Annotated in this window: 13 protein-coding genes; 11 read left to right on the top strand and 2 right to left on the bottom strand. The window is 52.5% G+C overall.

Going from position 1 to position 15756, the window contains the following annotated elements; genetic code table 11:
- Complete coding sequence (locus tag AC3WRD_RS07500) at positions 1–1032, bottom strand: HlyD family secretion protein (protein ID WP_102619957.1); 1032 nt, start codon at positions 1030–1032, stop codon at positions 1–3.
- Positions 1029–2558 (bottom strand): MFS transporter, encoded by a 1530-nt coding sequence (locus tag AC3WRD_RS07495; protein WP_102619958.1) that lies wholly within the window; start codon positions 2556–2558, stop codon positions 1029–1031. Before AC3WRD_RS07495 ends, AC3WRD_RS07500 begins: the two co-directional genes overlap by 4 nt.
- A gap of 84 nt (positions 2559–2642) precedes the next feature.
- On the opposite strand from AC3WRD_RS07495, the gene AC3WRD_RS07490 reads away from it, so the two are divergent.
- The 11 genes from AC3WRD_RS07490 (at position 2643) to AC3WRD_RS07440 (ending at position 15741) form a co-directional block, all read left to right on the top strand.
- Entirely contained in the window at positions 2643–3398 is a 756-nt protein-coding gene (locus AC3WRD_RS07490) for an IclR family transcriptional regulator (protein WP_102619959.1), read from the top strand.
- 256 nt (positions 3399–3654) lie between these two features.
- A complete protein-coding gene (locus AC3WRD_RS07485; protein WP_102619960.1) occupies positions 3655–4176 on the top strand; it encodes a GlcG/HbpS family heme-binding protein in 522 nt (173 codons plus the stop codon).
- 99 nt (positions 4177–4275) lie between these two features.
- Positions 4276–5928 carry a DUF1302 domain-containing protein gene (locus tag AC3WRD_RS07480; RefSeq protein ID WP_102619961.1) on the top strand — a complete coding sequence of 551 codons (1653 nt, stop codon included), beginning with the start codon at positions 4276–4278 and terminating at the stop codon, positions 5926–5928.
- A gap of 23 nt (positions 5929–5951) precedes the next feature.
- Positions 5952–7304 carry a DUF1329 domain-containing protein gene (locus tag AC3WRD_RS07475; protein ID WP_102619962.1) on the top strand — a complete coding sequence of 451 codons (1353 nt, stop codon included), beginning with the start codon at positions 5952–5954 and terminating at the stop codon, positions 7302–7304.
- 207 nt (positions 7305–7511) lie between these two features.
- The gene (locus AC3WRD_RS07470; RefSeq protein ID WP_256580572.1) at positions 7512–8516 is read left to right on the top strand and encodes a WD40/YVTN/BNR-like repeat-containing protein; all 1005 of its coding nucleotides are present in this window, start codon (positions 7512–7514) and stop codon (positions 8514–8516) included.
- Positions 8513–10915: an efflux RND transporter permease subunit gene (locus AC3WRD_RS07465; RefSeq protein ID WP_102619964.1), complete on the top strand. Its 2403-nt coding sequence runs from the start codon at positions 8513–8515 to the stop codon at positions 10913–10915. The genes AC3WRD_RS07470 and AC3WRD_RS07465 overlap by 4 nt, the downstream gene beginning before the upstream one ends.
- Before the next feature lie 69 nt (positions 10916–10984).
- A complete protein-coding gene (locus AC3WRD_RS07460; RefSeq protein WP_102619965.1) occupies positions 10985–11761 on the top strand; it encodes a hydroxypyruvate isomerase family protein in 777 nt (258 codons plus the stop codon).
- 48 nt (positions 11762–11809) lie between these two features.
- Positions 11810–12661, top strand: coding sequence for a 3-hydroxybutyryl-CoA dehydrogenase (locus AC3WRD_RS07455; RefSeq protein ID WP_102619966.1), 852 nt, complete (start codon positions 11810–11812; stop codon positions 12659–12661).
- Positions 12648–13235: a TetR/AcrR family transcriptional regulator gene (locus AC3WRD_RS07450; RefSeq protein WP_256580573.1), complete on the top strand. Its 588-nt coding sequence runs from the start codon at positions 12648–12650 to the stop codon at positions 13233–13235. The genes AC3WRD_RS07455 and AC3WRD_RS07450 overlap by 14 nt, the downstream gene beginning before the upstream one ends.
- Before the next feature lie 842 nt (positions 13236–14077).
- Positions 14078–14899 carry a transporter substrate-binding domain-containing protein gene (locus tag AC3WRD_RS07445; RefSeq protein ID WP_102619967.1) on the top strand — a complete coding sequence of 274 codons (822 nt, stop codon included), beginning with the start codon at positions 14078–14080 and terminating at the stop codon, positions 14897–14899.
- Positions 14896–15741: an amino acid ABC transporter permease gene (locus AC3WRD_RS07440; protein WP_102619968.1), complete on the top strand. Its 846-nt coding sequence runs from the start codon at positions 14896–14898 to the stop codon at positions 15739–15741. The genes AC3WRD_RS07445 and AC3WRD_RS07440 overlap by 4 nt, the downstream gene beginning before the upstream one ends.
- The last annotated feature ends 15 nt before the right edge of the window (positions 15742–15756 follow it).

Below are 15756 nucleotides of genomic sequence, written 5' to 3'. Positions count from 1 at the left end.
TCATTGCTCCTTGATAGTATCGACGCTGACCACTACTGACATTCCTATACGCAGTCGATCCAAGTCAGGCTGGCTCTCATCGAAGACGATTTTTACAGGGATGCGCTGGACGACTTTTGTGAAGTTGCCTGTGGCATTGTCTGGCGCAATTTCGGAAAACGACAGGCCAGTGGCCGGCGCAAGACTTTCAATACGTCCCTTGAATCCGTGACCTGGGAAACTGTCGACACGCAGGTCAACGGTCTGTTGCGCTCGCATGTGAGCCAACTGTGTCTCTCGGAAATTTGCGACTACAAATGCCTCATCTAGAGGGACTACAGCCATAAGCGGCTGCCCTTGAGAGACATACGCACCAACGCGAACTGAACGCTGACCAACCACTCCATCCTGCGGTGCGGTGATTTTTGTGTAGGAGATGTTGAGGTCTGCCTGTCTCAGCGCCGCTTCATCTTTAGCAAGAGCAGCCTTGGCGACATCAAGTTGCGCCTTCAATACGTCGAGAGTTTTCACGGCAGCAATTCGGGAGGCCTCATCCCTATCACGTGTAGCTTGCAAGCCTTGTAGATCTGCCTCGGCTTTTTGCCGCTCCTGAAGGGTTCCTGCCCCCGCGTTCGATAGGTTGAGGTATCGCTGGGCATTCGCTTGCGCGAACTTCAACGATGCGGCAGTGGCGCGTGTGGTCGCGGCTGCTTGATCTATGACAGCCGACTGGCGTTCGATAGTGGCGCTAAGATTCTTCAGCTCTGCTTTTGCCGCTTGGACATTTGCAGCTGCCGCTGCCTGTGCAACGAGGAAGTCTCGGTCATCGAGTTCGGCCAGTAACTGGCCTGCTTTTACTGACTGGTTGTCTTCCACGGCAACCTTTGTGATTTGTCCTGATACACGAGGTGATACGAGGACGGAGTCGGCTCTTATGTAGGCGTCATCTGTGCTCTGAACAGAACCTCCATTCAGGAATTTGTAGCCGGTGTAGACGGCACAGATGACGATGGCGGTGGTGATTAAGCTGATAGCAGTTCTATGTTGTTTCATGGCGATACCGGGGGTTGCGGTGGAAAGGCGCGCTTGGGCAGAGTCACGAGGACGACAAACAAAATGGTGATCACAGCCAGCAATGCCACGAAGGCATCACTGAAGCTCAATACAAAGGCTTGTTCTCGCACACGCTCTGCCATGGAGCTCACGGCTTTGTCGTCGAGCAGAGGGCTTAACGATTGATGCTTTGAACCCAGTGCATCGAGCAGTGTGTTGGAATGCAGGTGTTCGCGATGGGTGATGAAGTTCTCTAGTGCAGATGCAGCCACTACCGAAAACAAACCTCGCATCGTGTTGACCATAGAAGAAGCGAACGGGCCTTCCATTGGGTGGATCACACCGGTTGCGTTCATCAGCAAGGGCACTACGACCATTGGTTGACCGAAGGCATGGAGCATTTGAAGGACGTAGAAGTCGTCCCGAATCCAGTCACTGGTGATCAACGATCCGCCGACACAAGCAACGGCCAGTAGGGTAAGACCGCCGGCAATCACGTAGCGCGAGTCGATCCAATTGCGATTGATCACGGTCGCCACCAGCGGCGCCAGGAGCAATTGAGGTAGGGCAATCATTAGCGCTGTTGGCATTGTTTGGAGCGGCCGATAGCCTTGTACTTCAGTCAAGTAAGACGCAGGGATTGCACTGCCGGCCATGGCCAGAAATAGGAACAGGCACAAGGTGATGATGCCGTATGAAAAGTTGCGCCTTTCCAACAACTGAAGCTTGAACAATGGAAGTGGGTGGAACCACTCATTCAGCAAGAAAAGTGGCAGGCACATCGCTGCGCCCAAAAGAAGGGCACTTATGAGCGGCGAATTCAACCAGTCGAGCCTTTCACCTTGAGTCAAGGCGATGACCAACATTGAGATGCCGCCAACCCCAAACAGTGCCCCTTGCCAGTCAGCCTGCTTGAAGCGCTCAAGTCGGATTGGATCTTGCGGGAGGCCGTAGGCGATGAGCGCTGCACCGATCAAACCTGTCGGTACGATCTGCCAAAAGACCATTTTCCAGTCACCACCTTCCGTCCAAAGTGACGCCAGTGGCATAGAGATATTTGGGCCGAAAGTTGCTGTTAAGGCATAGGCGGAGAGTCCATATAGCTTGACGTGCCAAGGTAAAAAACGGAGGGCGGCGGTCATCAGCAAAGGGGGTAATGCTCCTCCAGCTAAACCTTGAAGTACGCGTAGCGTAATCAAGCTTTCAAGGTTAGGAGCAAAAGGAATGAGTATGCCAAAGATTGTGAAGGCAAACGTGGCAACAATCGCGAAGCGACGAAGTGAAAACGTCACAGCGAACCACGGCGCTATGAGCATCGCGGATACTTCGGCTGCTGCATATGCAGAACTGACCCAGGTGCCTTCGTCGTGACCAAGACCATAGATGCCCAGGACGTCGACCAAGGTAATATCAGTGACGCGATCATTGATGCCTGACGTAAGTGCGGCAATCAAAACTCCGACCAAGCCGATGGCGAGTCTCCAGCCGAAAGGCGCAGGAGTGGAAGATGAAATAGGTAAGGACAAGGGAGAAATTCCTGCTGTGCAAAAAAGTACGTACAACCTACTGTGCGGTACAATGTACCAACTGATGATACGAAAGGCAATGATATGACAATCCAGGAATCTGATCGTGGCGGTGTCCAGGTCATCTCGCGCGCGGCAGCGATTCTTCGCTGCTTGGAAGACGAGCCATCAGGGTTAAGCCTTGGAGCAATCGCCAAGCGCAGCGGTTTACCGCGCTCAACCGTCCAGCGGTTGGTCGATGCACTTGCACATGAAGATCTTCTTGAAGTACATGGCAGGGGAGGTGTTTGTCTCGGGCCGGCGCTCATGCGCCTGGCTTCGCATAGTCACGTGGATATCACTCAAAAAGCGCGACCCTACCTTGAGGAACTCTCGCGCGTTACGGGGGAAACGGCAGTTCTAGTCGGCGCAAGCGGTACTGAATTGATGATTCTTCAAACTATTGTTTCGCCGCATGCGTTGAGGGTTGCGCCCGTAGCCGGCAATTTTTTGAGCATCTACGCCACATCAGGTGGAAAAATTCTGCTGTCCAACATGCATGACCAGGCCATTCGTGAACTGTTGGGGCCGGAGCTCAAACAGTTCACTCCTAAAACACCAACACTCCCTCAGTTGTTGAAACAGTTAGAGCAGATCAGGAAGGGCGGATTTGCTTACGACTTTGACGAGCACACGATGGGTGTTGGCGCGATAGCTGTGGGTATACAGACGCCTCAAGGGCGTTATGCGATCGATGTTGTCGGCCCTGTCTGGCGAATGGAAGAAGGGGAGGAAGCGATAAAGTCAGCGCTCCTGAAATGTCAGGAAGACCTCATCAACGGCTTACGCAGTATTGATTAATACACCCTCAATCAAAGGAGACTGCTTCCCACACTGAAGCAGGCTCCTGCCCCCTCAAAGAAATCTGCGACGTCCCGTTTTTTCTCTTTTTGAAACCGCTGCCATGAGAAACGTCTCCATGGCAGGAGGCTTCATAAAGCCCTCATCTTCTGTGCTCAAAGCCTCAATGGTTCAGCTTCGCTTCGGATATCTGGAGCGTGGATGAGCAGGCGCGCCCGAATCTTCTTGACTTTGAATTTGAGCAGGAATATTTTTTGTGCACAAAGATAATTTAAATGCAGCAAAAATATTATTGTGCATTTTGATTTCGATCCAAATCAGCTGCAAAAACCTGCGACTTGCGAGGTGGGCGATGAAGACGAAGCGGGTTCTCGACCTGGCTGATGCCGAATTGATGCTCGTGGCGGCCATGAAAAAAGCCGACCAAGAGAGCTGGAAAGCTTCGATGGCCGTAGTAGATGAGGGGGGGTACTTGATGACGTTTAGAAGACTTGATGGCGCATCCGTCTCGTCAGTCCAGACGGCCATTGATAAAGCCCGCAGTGCTGCAGTCACGCGTCGACCGACCAGATTTTTTGAGGACATGGTCGCTGATGGCCGATCCGGCGCCTCGATGATTCACGGTGTCTTTGCCATCGAAGGCGGACTTCCAATCGTTGTTGAAGGTGAAGTCGTAGGAGGTTTTGCCGTCAGCGGGTTGAGATCGCAACTGGACATCGTTCTTGTGGAGGCTGGCTTGCAAGCGCTGGCCGCGCATTTGGAGCGGCAAGGCGGGTAACAAAGGAGCTCGGAACGTTACGTAGCACCCTGATGTATTCGCGGCCAGTGCTGCGAGTAGATGACCTTTTACAAAAACAAAAAATACAGGAACATCTTCATGAAAACAGCCAACCAGCGGCTCTGTCCGTTACCGGTTTCCAGCGTTGCCTGCGCCGTCAGCGCAACGGTATTGCTGAGCCTCTCAACACCATCGCACGCCTTCCAGATCGACACCGGCAGTCCTGATCTTTCGGCGACTTGGGACAACACGATCAAGTACAGCAACGCATGGCGCGTGAACAAACTTGATAGCAAGGTCGCGGCCGCTCCTGGCACGTCCAACAGCAACCCCAACCTTGATGACGGCGATCGAAACTTCGATCGGGGGCTGATTTCCAATCGCCTGGATCTGCTTTCAGAGTTCGACATCAAATACAAAGATGTCGGGGCGCGCCTCAGCGCAGCGTCTTGGTACGACAACGTCTACAGCCATGACAACGATAACAACTCACCAAGCACCGCCAACTCTGTGAGCGTTGATCACGATCAGTTCACCAGTGATACACGTCGCGTCCACGAAACGAACACTGAAGTTCTCGATGCCTTCGTCTACGGCTCGAAAGAAATCGGCAATACCTCGCTGTCCGGGCGGTTGGGGCAGTTCACACAGATCTATGGTGAGAGCCTGTTCTTTGGTGCCAACGGTATTGCCAATGCGCAATCCACAGTCGATTTGGTAAAGCTGCAATCGGTACCGGGATCTCAGTTCAAAGAGATTCTTATGCCAACCAAACAGGTGTCCGGTAACTGGCAGCTGAACGATAAAGTCAGTGTCGGCGCCTATTACCAATTCGAGTGGAACAAGACCCGACTTCCCGCCGCCGGCAGCTACTTTAGTGGTGCAGATTTTGTCGGTGAAGGCGGGGAGCGAGTGTTTTTCCCGACCGGCGAACTGCGTCACGGCAAGGATAAGGATGCCAGGAATTCCGGGCAATTCGGTGCTCAACTGAAGTTCGGCATTGAGGACTGGGAGTTCGGTCTATACGCCGCGAAGTATCACGAAAAGACCCCGGTGTTTTACTTCCGCCCGGCCGCATTGGTTCCTGGTGCGAACGATACCTTCATTAATGTTTATCCCGAGGACATCAAGGTCTTCGGCGCAAGCTTTAGCACCTTGGTGGGCGAAGCTAACATTGCCGGTGAAACCTCTATCAGGCTCGATACCCCGTTGGCAGGTGTCGGCGGCACCATCATTACCGGCCTGGATTCCGACAACGATTCCAATCCGGCTTACCCGATTGGTCGCTCATGGCATGCCCAGGTGTCGATGGTCAATGTTTACGGCGGATCGGCGGTTTGGGACGGCGCGTCGTTCGTCGGTGAACTGGCGTTTAACCGCCGGCTGAGCGTGACCAAAAATGCTGATCAGCTGGATCCCAACACCACACGCGATGCCTTTGCGCTGCGCTTTACGTTTGAACCTCAGTACTTCCAGGTCTTTCCCGGGATCGACGTTCAGGCTCCGATCACCATCGGTTACAACCCATCCGGACGCTCTTCAGTCACGCCTCAAGCATTTGGCCCAGAGCATGGCGGTGACCTAACCCTGGGTCTCAAGGCTGATTACAAGAAGCAATGGTATGCCTCGCTTAGCTACACCAATTTCTTTGGTGAGGCGGGGCCAGTCATCAACTCCTCCAACTCGTTCACCTACCAACAAAACATGAAAGACAGAGATTTTGTGGCGTTCTCGATCCAGCGAACCTTTTAAGCAAAGAACAGGCGGCCCTGACAATGACAAAAACTAAACTGCTACTGCTTTCTGCCCTGTCGATCTCAATCTGTGCCAGCTCCGCATTTGCGGCGGTGAGCCCTGACGAGGCCGCGAAACTCAAAACTACATTAACTCCAATGGGCGCCGAAAAAGCTGGTAATGCCGATGGATCTATTCCTGCTTGGACAGGTGGACTGACCAAGGAAGTGTCCGGGGCAAAGTTCGGCGATATGCCGGCTGATCCGTTTCCGGGCGAGAAGCCGGTGCTCCAAATTACCGCCAAGAACGCTGCGCAGTACGCGGACAAATTGAGTGAAGGCACGAAAGCCTTGCTGGCGAAATATCCCGACACGTTCCATCTGGATATTTACCCAACTCACCGTACGGCCGCAGCACCTGACAGCGTTTATCAAAACACGTTTGCCAATGCGACCCGTTGTAAGACGACCAGCAACGGACTGTCGGTGGAGGGGTGCTATGGCGGCATTCCATTCCCAATACCTAAAACCGGCAACGAGGTCATTTGGAATTTTCTGCTGCGGGTAGAAGCGGAATCCATTCAGATGGGATATGCCAACGTCATTGGCAATGCTGACGGAACCCGGACACTGGCCAGTCGTGGCGTCGAGAATTGGCAGTACCCCTATTACTACAAGGACGGCGCCGCTGATAAATGGTCGGGGCAATACGCACTATTGCGTTTCTTGACCAACGAACCACCGTTCAAGGCCGGCGAGTCGCTGGTGACGCACGACAGCATAAACGCGCAGGAACCGAGAGAAGCCTGGCAATACCTAGTCGGTCAGCGCCGAGTACGGCGAGCGCCTACTGTAGGTTATGACACACCGGATTTTGTTGCCTCAGGCGCTAACTACTTCGATGAAGTACATGGCTTCATTGGCCATCCAGATCGCTACGACTGGAAGCTGGTCGGCAAAAAGGAGATGTACATCCCTTACAACGACAACAAATTCAACGCCGAAAAACGTGATGACGCCTTTGTGGCCAACCACCTCAATCCGGACAAGGTTCGCTGGGAATTGCATCGTGTCTGGGAACTTGAAGCAACTGTCGCGGCAGGCAAACGCCATGCCGTGCCTAAGCGTAAATTCTTCATCGATGAAGACAGCTGGACGGTCTCACTGGTGGATGGTTACGACGCAGAAGGCAAGCTGTGGCGCGTCTCACAAGTGCTTCCATTCGTTGTTCCTTCTATCCCTGCGGTGGTAGTGAAGCCAGTCGTTATCTACAACCTGCAAGCCAAAACGTACAGCGTCGTGCAAAGCCTCAACGGCGAAACCTACAGCGTCATCCCGCGCAAGCCTGAGAACTTTTTTACCGGTAACTCGGTAGCGTCTGGGTCAGTGCCCTGAGCCTCGAAATAGCTTTTCACACATAGGTTCCCTGGATGCCGCGGTACTACCGCGGCATCCGCTGAACCGAATCATCGAGGCTCCCAAATGCATAATCAGACTATAAGATCTATCGCTGGACGTTCGTTTAAGGCACTGCTGCTAAGCGCGTCATTTGTGACGGCGCTCCCTAGCACTTCAGCATCCGCACAATCCGATGGTTTACCTATGCAACCATCGATCATCAGTTCAATGGCGGCCCAGTCTGTCATGCTCAGCGTTGCGCGCGCTGGTCATCGCTTGGTAGCCGTGGGCGAACGTGGGTTCATTATCGTATCCAATGACAATGGCACGAGCTGGTCGCAAGTCGGTTCTCCCGTCAGCGTGACGCTGGTCAAAGTTCGTTTCATTGACGATGCCGAAGGATGGGCCGTCGGGCATGCTGGGGTCGTCTTGCATACCCGGGATGGCGGACTTAGCTGGGACAAGCAGCTAGATGGTGTCCAGGCAGCGGGTATCGAATTACAGGAAGCCAAGCAGGCCACCGACGGTTCCGAGGACGGTGAAAAGGCGCAAGAGCGTTTAGCTCAAGCACAACAACTCGTAGACGATGGCCCTGACAAACCGCTGCTCGATCTTCTCTTCCTGGACGCCAAAAACGGATTGGTGGTGGGCGCTTACGGTCTGGCGTTTGTCACCCATGATGGTGGTTTCACCTGGCAATCGATCCGATCTCGTATCGATAACCCAAATGGATTGCATCTCTACAGCATCGCGAGGGTAGGGCAAGATCTCTTCATCGCCGGCGAGCAGGGCACTCTGTTGCGCTCACGCGACGAAGGAAAAACCTTCGAGCAGCTGGCGTCACCTTACGAGGGCACGACCTTCGGACTGCAAGCGACAAACACCGGTTCGGTCTTGGCATTTGGGCTTCGTGGAAAAGCGTTTGAGTCCAAGGATCACGGCGATACTTGGCAGCCCCTCGACACCTTGCAGCCTGTCACATTGACCAGCGGGTTACGCCTTGCCGATGGATCGGTGCTGCTGACCGATGAGTCGGGAAGAGTGTTGCGCTTCGCCGATGGCGATACCAAAGCTGCAATCCTTCAAATTACTCAACCCAGTTATTTCACAGGCATGGCACAAGCCGAAAACGGCAACCTGATCATCAGTAGCGCACGCGGCATGCTGTCGTCCGCAGTTGCAGTGGACTCGCCGGAGCACGATCAATGAATAGCTATACTCGTTCAGCGGAGCATCACACCATCCTTCAGTCGGATGCTTTCGACCCTTCTTCTGGCACCTTGGTTGAACGGCTTCTGTTCAATCATCGCAGTATCATTTTGGGCATTTGCGTGTTGCTCAGTCTGCTGCTGGGCTATCAGGCACTGAGCCTGAAGCTCAACGCAGCTTTTGAAAAAATGATCCCTACAGATCATCCTTATGTGCAGAACTATCTCAAAAACCGAGGCCAGCTGGGGGAGGGTGGAAACACCTTAAGGATTGCGATCGAGGCCAAACAGGGCAGCATTTTTGATGCGGTCTACCTCGAGACGGTCAAAAAAATCAATGATGAGGTATTTCTACTCCCTGGAGTCGACCGCTCATACATGAAGTCCCTTTGGACGCCAGCGACCCGTTGGATCGGCGTGACCGAGGAGGGGTTCGATGGTGGGCCAGTCATACCGGACGATTACAATGGCTCCGCCCAGAGCCTTGATCAGGTTCGGCATAACGTCGATCGATCGGGAGAAGTCGGTCGGCTCGTGGCGTCCAATTTCAAATCCAGTATCGTGCTTTTGCCTCTTCAGGACATCATATCGGACGATGGCAAGCCTCTCGATTACAGCGTGCTTTCCGGCCAGCTTGAACAGATCCGAGCCAAGTACGAAACCGACAACATCAAAATCCACATCACAGGCTTCGCCAAAGTGGTGGGTGATCTGATTGATGGTATGCGGCAGATGCAACTGTTCTTCGCCGCGACATTGGTCATTTGCGGCATCGTGTTGTTTTGGTATACCCGCTGCGTACGCAGCACGTTGTTGGTGTTGCTTTGCTCAATTATCGCGGTTGTCTGGTTACTTGGATTACTGCCCACCTTGGGCTTTGATCTCGACCCATACTCTATCCTCGTACCGTTCCTGGTGTTTGCTATCGGGTTGAGCCATGGCGCCCAGAAAATGAACGGAATCATGCAGGACATCGGGCGCGGAGCCGACAAGCTCGTGGCCGCACGCTTCACCTTTCGCCGGTTGTTTTTGACCGGACTGATGGCGCTCGTGGCGGACGCGGTAGGTTTTGCCGTGCTGATGATTATTAAAATCCCAGTGATTCAGGATCTGGCGGTCGCGGCGACGATCGGTGTTCTGACGCTTATTTTCACTAACCTAATTCTGCTACCGATTCTCTTGTCATACACGGGGGTCAGTAAAGCAGCTGCACAACGTGAAGCTGAGAACGACAAATTTTCGCAACTGGATGCTCATCATACCCGCCATCCATTTTGGGCATTTCTGGATCGATTCACTGAACGAAAATGGGCGAGCGGCGCAATCATCGTCGCAGTGATACTAGGCGTCGCAGGCTTTGCCGTGAGCCTACATGTGAAGATCGGCGATCTGAATCCCGGGGCACCCGAACTGCGACCTGAATCGCGTTACAACAGCGATAACCGCTTCATGGTCAGTAACTTTTCTGCCAGTAGCGACAAATATGTAGTGATGGTGAAAACGCCCCAATACTACTGCGCCAATTACCAGACCTTGGTTTCAGTCGATGCGCTGGAAGCTCAGCTTCAGCAGTTGCAGGGCGTGGTGTCCACGACATCTTTAGCTGCACTGAGCAAGCAGGCAGCGGCCGGGATGAATGAAGGCAGCATGACCTGGTACGAGATACCCCGTAACCAGGGATTGTTGAATGCAATCATCACCCGGGCACCGCGAGAACTGTTCAACCAGAACTGCGATCTGCTGACAGTGTATGTCTATCTGAAGGATCACAAGGCGGACACGCTCACCAGCGTGGTTCAGACGGTCGAACAATTCGCGGCGACCCATAACTCGGATCAAATCCAGTTCCTCAATGCGGCGGGCAATGCCGGCATCGAAGCGGCCACAAATATTGTGGTGAAGCGCTCAAACGTGCAGATGCTATTCATGGTGTACGCGGCCGTCATCGCACTGTGCTTCATTACCTTCAGATCTTGGCGTGCAGTCGTGTGCACGGTACTGCCTCTGATGCTGACCTCTATTTTGTGTGAAGCCTTGATGGTCGGGCTTGGCATCGGCGTGAAGGTCGCGACGCTGCCCGTGATCGCGTTGGGGGTTGGTATTGGCGTGGACTACGCCTTGTACATCCTGAGCGTAACACTCACCAATTTGCGAAGTGGCAGAAGCCTATCTGAGGCTTATTACCTGGCGTTGCTGTCTACCGGGAAGGTCGTGGTTATGACAGGTATAACTCTGGGCATTGCAGTGCTCACCTGGGTGCTATCACCTATCAAGTTTCAAGCTGACATGGGCATTTTGCTTGGGTTCATGTTCATTTGGAACATGGTGGGGGCGTTGATATTGGTTCCAGCCCTTGCGCATTTCCTGCTCAAATCTAAACCTTCATCCGTTAACGCTTAGCTCCGATTAGGAACGCGAGTTCAAGGCAGAACCCGCGTTATCGCACACACACAATGACTCGAAAATCGAATGATCAAATACGCCGCAAATTTGACATTGCTATTCACGGAATGGCCTTTTAAGGATCGATTCAGCGCCGCAAGAGATGCGGGGTTCAATGCCGTAGAGTTCAGCTTTCCTCATGATATTTCGCCAATAAAAATAGCTGAAGAGTTGCGCCGAACTGGCCTTTGCCAAGTGCTAGCCACTGCTCCGGTGCGACATGGCACTAAGGGGCTTGCCGCTTCACCTGGCCGGGGCGGTGATTTTCGTGATGACGTCATGCGTGGGCTAGAGTACGCCATAGAAGGCAAGAGTCCCCTGATGCACGTCCTCAGCGGAGTGATTGACCCCGCAGATTATGAAATGTGCCGCGGGATATTTGCCGAAAACATGCATTGGGCAGTAGAGACAGCAGAGCGTTATGAAATAAAGATCGTCATCGAAGCCATCAATCAACATGCATTGCCTAATTATTTTATTCGAGCTTTAGCGGACGCGGCGAATTGGACTCGGTGTGTTCAAGGATTAGGTTTAATACTGGATTTGTATCATGCGGCGAAGGAGGGGAGGGAGCCAGTCGCATGCCTAAAACAATATCTTCGGCATTCAGATCACGTGCAGATAGCTGGATTTCCAGGGAGGAATGAGCCAGATCTCGGTAACTTTAAAATGGCTGAAGCACTAAGTTTTATCGCTACACAGACTTATAACGGATGGGTCGGCTGCGAGTACCTTCCTTCAAACGGAACTCTTAACGGCATTGGATGGTTAACTAAGTCACATCAATTTACTCAACGAGGCTGACTCGGAGCTTTTCTCTCACCACCCTCTATTTAATATTTGGAGCAACCAATGGGCTTAGAGATTGTTGGGGTTGTTGGAGCCGGTACGATGGGGAACGGGATCGCACAAGTCTGCGCGGCGACAGGCTTGAGTGTAAAACTGTTGGACGTTTCTTCGGACTCGCTAGAAAGGGCCCTGGCAGTTATATCTAAAAATCTTGACCGCCAAATTTCCAAAGGAACGCTAGATGTCGATGAGAAAAATGCAATTCTGAAACGCATAGAAACAACCACGAAGGTAGAAGAACTCTCCGGGGCTGATATCGTGATTGAGGCGGCAACTGAAAACCTTTCACTTAAGAATAAAATCCTTAATCAAATATCAGGGCTGGTCAGCACCGCGTGTATCATTGCGTCCAATACATCTTCGTTATCGATCACGCAGCTAGCTTCGAATGTTTCCTATCCTGAACGATTCATCGGGTTACATTTTTTCAACCCGGTAACGGTGATGCAACTCGTCGAGGTCATTAAAGGTGTAAGAACCAATGGAGAAACCCACGAACTTGTGATTGATCTGGTCAATCGACTAGACAAATCAGCAATTACCGTTGTTAATAGACCTGCCTTTGTTGTGAACCGTATTCTTATACCTATGATCAATGAGGCAGTGTTGGTTTACCAAGAAGGCTTGGCTAGTGCCAAGGATATCGATGACGGAATGATGTTGGGCTGCAATCACCCGATCGGGCCTCTCGCGCTTGCAGATCTCGTCGGTTTGGACACGCTTCTCTCAATTCAGGAGTCTTTATATGAGGGGTTTAACGATAGTAAATATCGTCCGGCTCCTTTATTGAAAGAAATGGTGGCTGCGGGTTTTCTTGGTCGAAAAACAGGACGCGGATTTCATGAGTATGGGTGACCGAAGTTCTCGCTTTGCAGGAAGTCGAGAAAAAGCCGTAGAGTTGTTTGCATGCAAAGGTTTCAACCAAGTCGGAATGCGCGAACTGGCTGCGTTCTTAGGAATGGCTCCTGGGTCTCTTTATCATCACTACCCAAGCAAGCAGCACCTGCTTTTAGACATACTTGAGGAGTTTTATGAGGAGTTAATTTCGGCTCTGAGCAATACGAATAAGCGTGATCGAAACAGAGTAAGAGCCGTGGTACAGGTGCATTTGAAGTTGTACAGGGATTTTCCCCGGCATTTTAACATTGCACTTCGAGATAGCGGCTGCCTTGCGGCGGGACAACAGAAAAAAATATTGGATATGAATCAGAAGTATCAGCAAGAATTATTGAGGATGTTTGATTGTGCTGACGCACATCCTGGAGGTATTGACCCGGCTATTGGTCATGTCATTGGTTCGTTATTGAACAGCGCTCCCTCTTGGATGCCAGATTCATCTTCCGATGAGCGCAGAGGTATGATGCTTATGGAGAGAATGTTAACAGGTGCAATCGAACAGCTGCTTGTTTCTCCGGCGAACACTAAGTAGTGGGCTTGCAACATCCATCTTTGTTGGGCCGTGCCTAGTGTTAAGGCTAACAAAAAAATACAGAGAGGAAGTCTAAATGCGGCATGTATCAAGACCGTCCAGTCGATGAGAAACTACATGAACGAATTTTTTTAAGGGTGCTAAAGGACGGTGTCCTATACACTCGCCCGCTGGTTAGTCACGTTTTTGACCACTTGCGAATGCGTTTTCAATATCGTCTAAGGCCTTCCAAGGAAGAATTCTTAAAGACCCTTTCACGCAGCCTGGCTGATGAAGAAATATTTTGTCCCTGTCCAGTTCAGCTTGCTCGGCATGACACATCCTGCAGCGAACAATGCCCTTATTAATCGCCCAGTTTGAGTGCCATTCTAGAAGTATTTCTGTCGGTGTCATCGGGTCTTCGCTCTCAGGAGAATTGGCCTCAATGGAAAGCTCATTTTTGAATGACAAAAACGAGGGGGCAACGGTTCAACTTGCGTTGTTTTTTTGGTTGCGGGTGCCAATTTACTCGTTTCTAAAATCTACAGATTGATCAGTTGAGGTAGTAGATCTGAGTTTTTTCCCTTAAGCCTACTTGGAGCCGATCAGTCAGCACCAGCTTGTCGTCAAAGGGTGCAAACAGAAAAATCGAGAGCATTGGAGAATGCTTCACGCGCCCGCTAATCGTCGAGCGCAATGGAAGACTATTCGCGACCAGATGCTCTGGGATAGGCGAATGGGTTTAGCGAGTCGCGAGATTCAATATAGCTTAAACATAGGCTTTTATTTCAAAAGCAAAGTGTAAGTTGATCCTATATTGCGTTTTAATCTAAGCAGGCCTTTCCTGATTGGAGCATGCGTACTTGAAGAACCCGACACTTTTGACACTTGGCCTGGCGTTGGCTGCCAGTTGCTCTGCTGCTTTCGCGGGGCCCACTCTTGATCGCGTGACGCAAAAAGGTGAACTCACCGGTGTCCTGATGGAGAGTTATCCGCCGTTCTCTTTTCTCAATGACCAGAACCAGCTCGACGGCTTCGATGTGGATGTGGCTAAAGCTGTCACCGAGCGTCTTGGGGTCAAGCTGAAACTCGAAACGCCGTCCTGGGACGTGATTGCCGCCGGGCACTGGAACGGTCGCTACGACATCTGCGTGTGCTCGATGACACCGAGCAAGGTGCGGGCCGAAGTGTTCGACTTCCCCGTGGAGTATTACCAGTCACCGGCAGTGATCGTGGTCAATGCAAAAGACGAGGACATTGTCACGGGCAAGGACTTGTCCGGCAAAAAAGTCGGTGTGATCAGTGCGTCGACTTATGAGGCCTATCTGAACAAGGATCTGGTCATCGAAGGTGGCGAGGACAGGCCGTTGAGCTACCCGTTCGACAGTGTCCAGATCGCGCCTTACGACAATGAAACCGTCGCCTTTCAGGATCTGGCACTGGGCACCGGCGTGCGCCTGGATGCCATGGTCACCAACCTCATCACCGCCCGTGAGCGCATCGCCCAGGATCCGCGTTTCAAGATTGCCGGAGATTCACTGTATTCCGAACCGAACGTGGTAGCGGTCGAGAAGGGCGATCCGCAATGGAACGCGAAAGTCACCGAGGTCATCGCGCAACTCAAGACTGACGGCACGCTGGGCAAAATATCCCGCAAGTGGATCGGTTCCGATATCAGCCAATGACAGCCCTTAATCCTCATCCGGCCAAAGCCACTGTCACCCCGCAAAAGCAGCCGCAACTGACACGTCAGCTGTTCGGCTTTCGCACTCGTCTGTATCTGACGTGGGCGGCGTTATTCGGCTTGTGCGTGCTGTTTTTCATGCGCTTCGATCTGAAGTTTTCGATCATTCTGGAAAAGTGGCCGAACCTGGTCGGCCTGCATCTGGGGCCGAACGGGTTCTTGCAGGGCGCCGCGCTGACGATATTCCTGTGTTTCTGCTCGATCTGGTTTTCGTTACTGCTGGGCTTTGTCACAGCGCTGGCCAGGTTGTCGAGCAGCGCCGTGGCGTTTGGCATCGCGAGCTTCTACGCCTCGTTCTTTCGCGGCACGCCGCTGCTGATCCAGATCCTGTTGATCTATCTGGGGCTGCCGCAGCTGGGCGTGGTGCCAGGCGCAATCAGCGCCGGGATCATCGCGCTGTCGCTCAACTATGGGGCTTATCTCAGTGAAATTTTTCGTGCCGGCATTCTTGCTGTTGCCCCTGGTCAGCGCGAAGCGGCTGCCGCACTGGGCCTGAGACCGGCCGCGACGTTCATCCATATCATCCTGCCGCAAGCCATGCGCACGATCATTCCGCCGACCACCAGCCAGTTCATTTCGATGCTCAAGGATTCATCGCTGATCTCGGTCATGGGTGTCTGGGAAGTGATGTTCCTGGCGCAGTCGTACGGGCGTTCGTCCTACCGTTACATCGAAATGCTCACCACCGCAGCGGTCATATATTGGCTGTTGTCCATCGGTCTCGAACTGATCCAGCATCGCCTCGAACGCCATTACGGCAGAGGCTTCAAGCATCAGCGATGACTCGCCCGTTCAATG

It is taken from the genome of Pseudomonas sp. FW215-R2, from assembly GCF_058789255.1.
The sequence above is the reverse complement of the archived record's forward strand: the minus strand, read 5'-3'. Positions and strand labels throughout refer to the sequence as shown.

Coding starts and splice junctions, on each gene's coding strand:
- AC3WRD_RS07500 (WP_102619957.1), bottom strand. CDS start 1,032: ATGAAACAACATAGAACTGCTATCAGCTTAATCACCACCGCCATCGTC.
- AC3WRD_RS07490 (WP_102619959.1), top strand. CDS start 2,643: ATGACAATCCAGGAATCTGATCGTGGCGGTGTCCAGGTCATCTCGCGC.
- AC3WRD_RS07480 (WP_102619961.1), top strand. CDS start 4,276: ATGAAAACAGCCAACCAGCGGCTCTGTCCGTTACCGGTTTCCAGCGTT.
- AC3WRD_RS07475 (WP_102619962.1), top strand. CDS start 5,952: ATGACAAAAACTAAACTGCTACTGCTTTCTGCCCTGTCGATCTCAATC.
- AC3WRD_RS07470 (WP_256580572.1), top strand. CDS start 7,512: ATGCAACCATCGATCATCAGTTCAATGGCGGCCCAGTCTGTCATGCTC.
- AC3WRD_RS07465 (WP_102619964.1), top strand. CDS start 8,513: ATGAATAGCTATACTCGTTCAGCGGAGCATCACACCATCCTTCAGTCG.
- AC3WRD_RS07460 (WP_102619965.1), top strand. CDS start 10,985: ATGATCAAATACGCCGCAAATTTGACATTGCTATTCACGGAATGGCCT.
- AC3WRD_RS07455 (WP_102619966.1), top strand. CDS start 11,810: ATGGGCTTAGAGATTGTTGGGGTTGTTGGAGCCGGTACGATGGGGAAC.
- AC3WRD_RS07450 (WP_256580573.1), top strand. CDS start 12,648: ATGAGTATGGGTGACCGAAGTTCTCGCTTTGCAGGAAGTCGAGAAAAA.
- AC3WRD_RS07440 (WP_102619968.1), top strand. CDS start 14,896: ATGACAGCCCTTAATCCTCATCCGGCCAAAGCCACTGTCACCCCGCAA.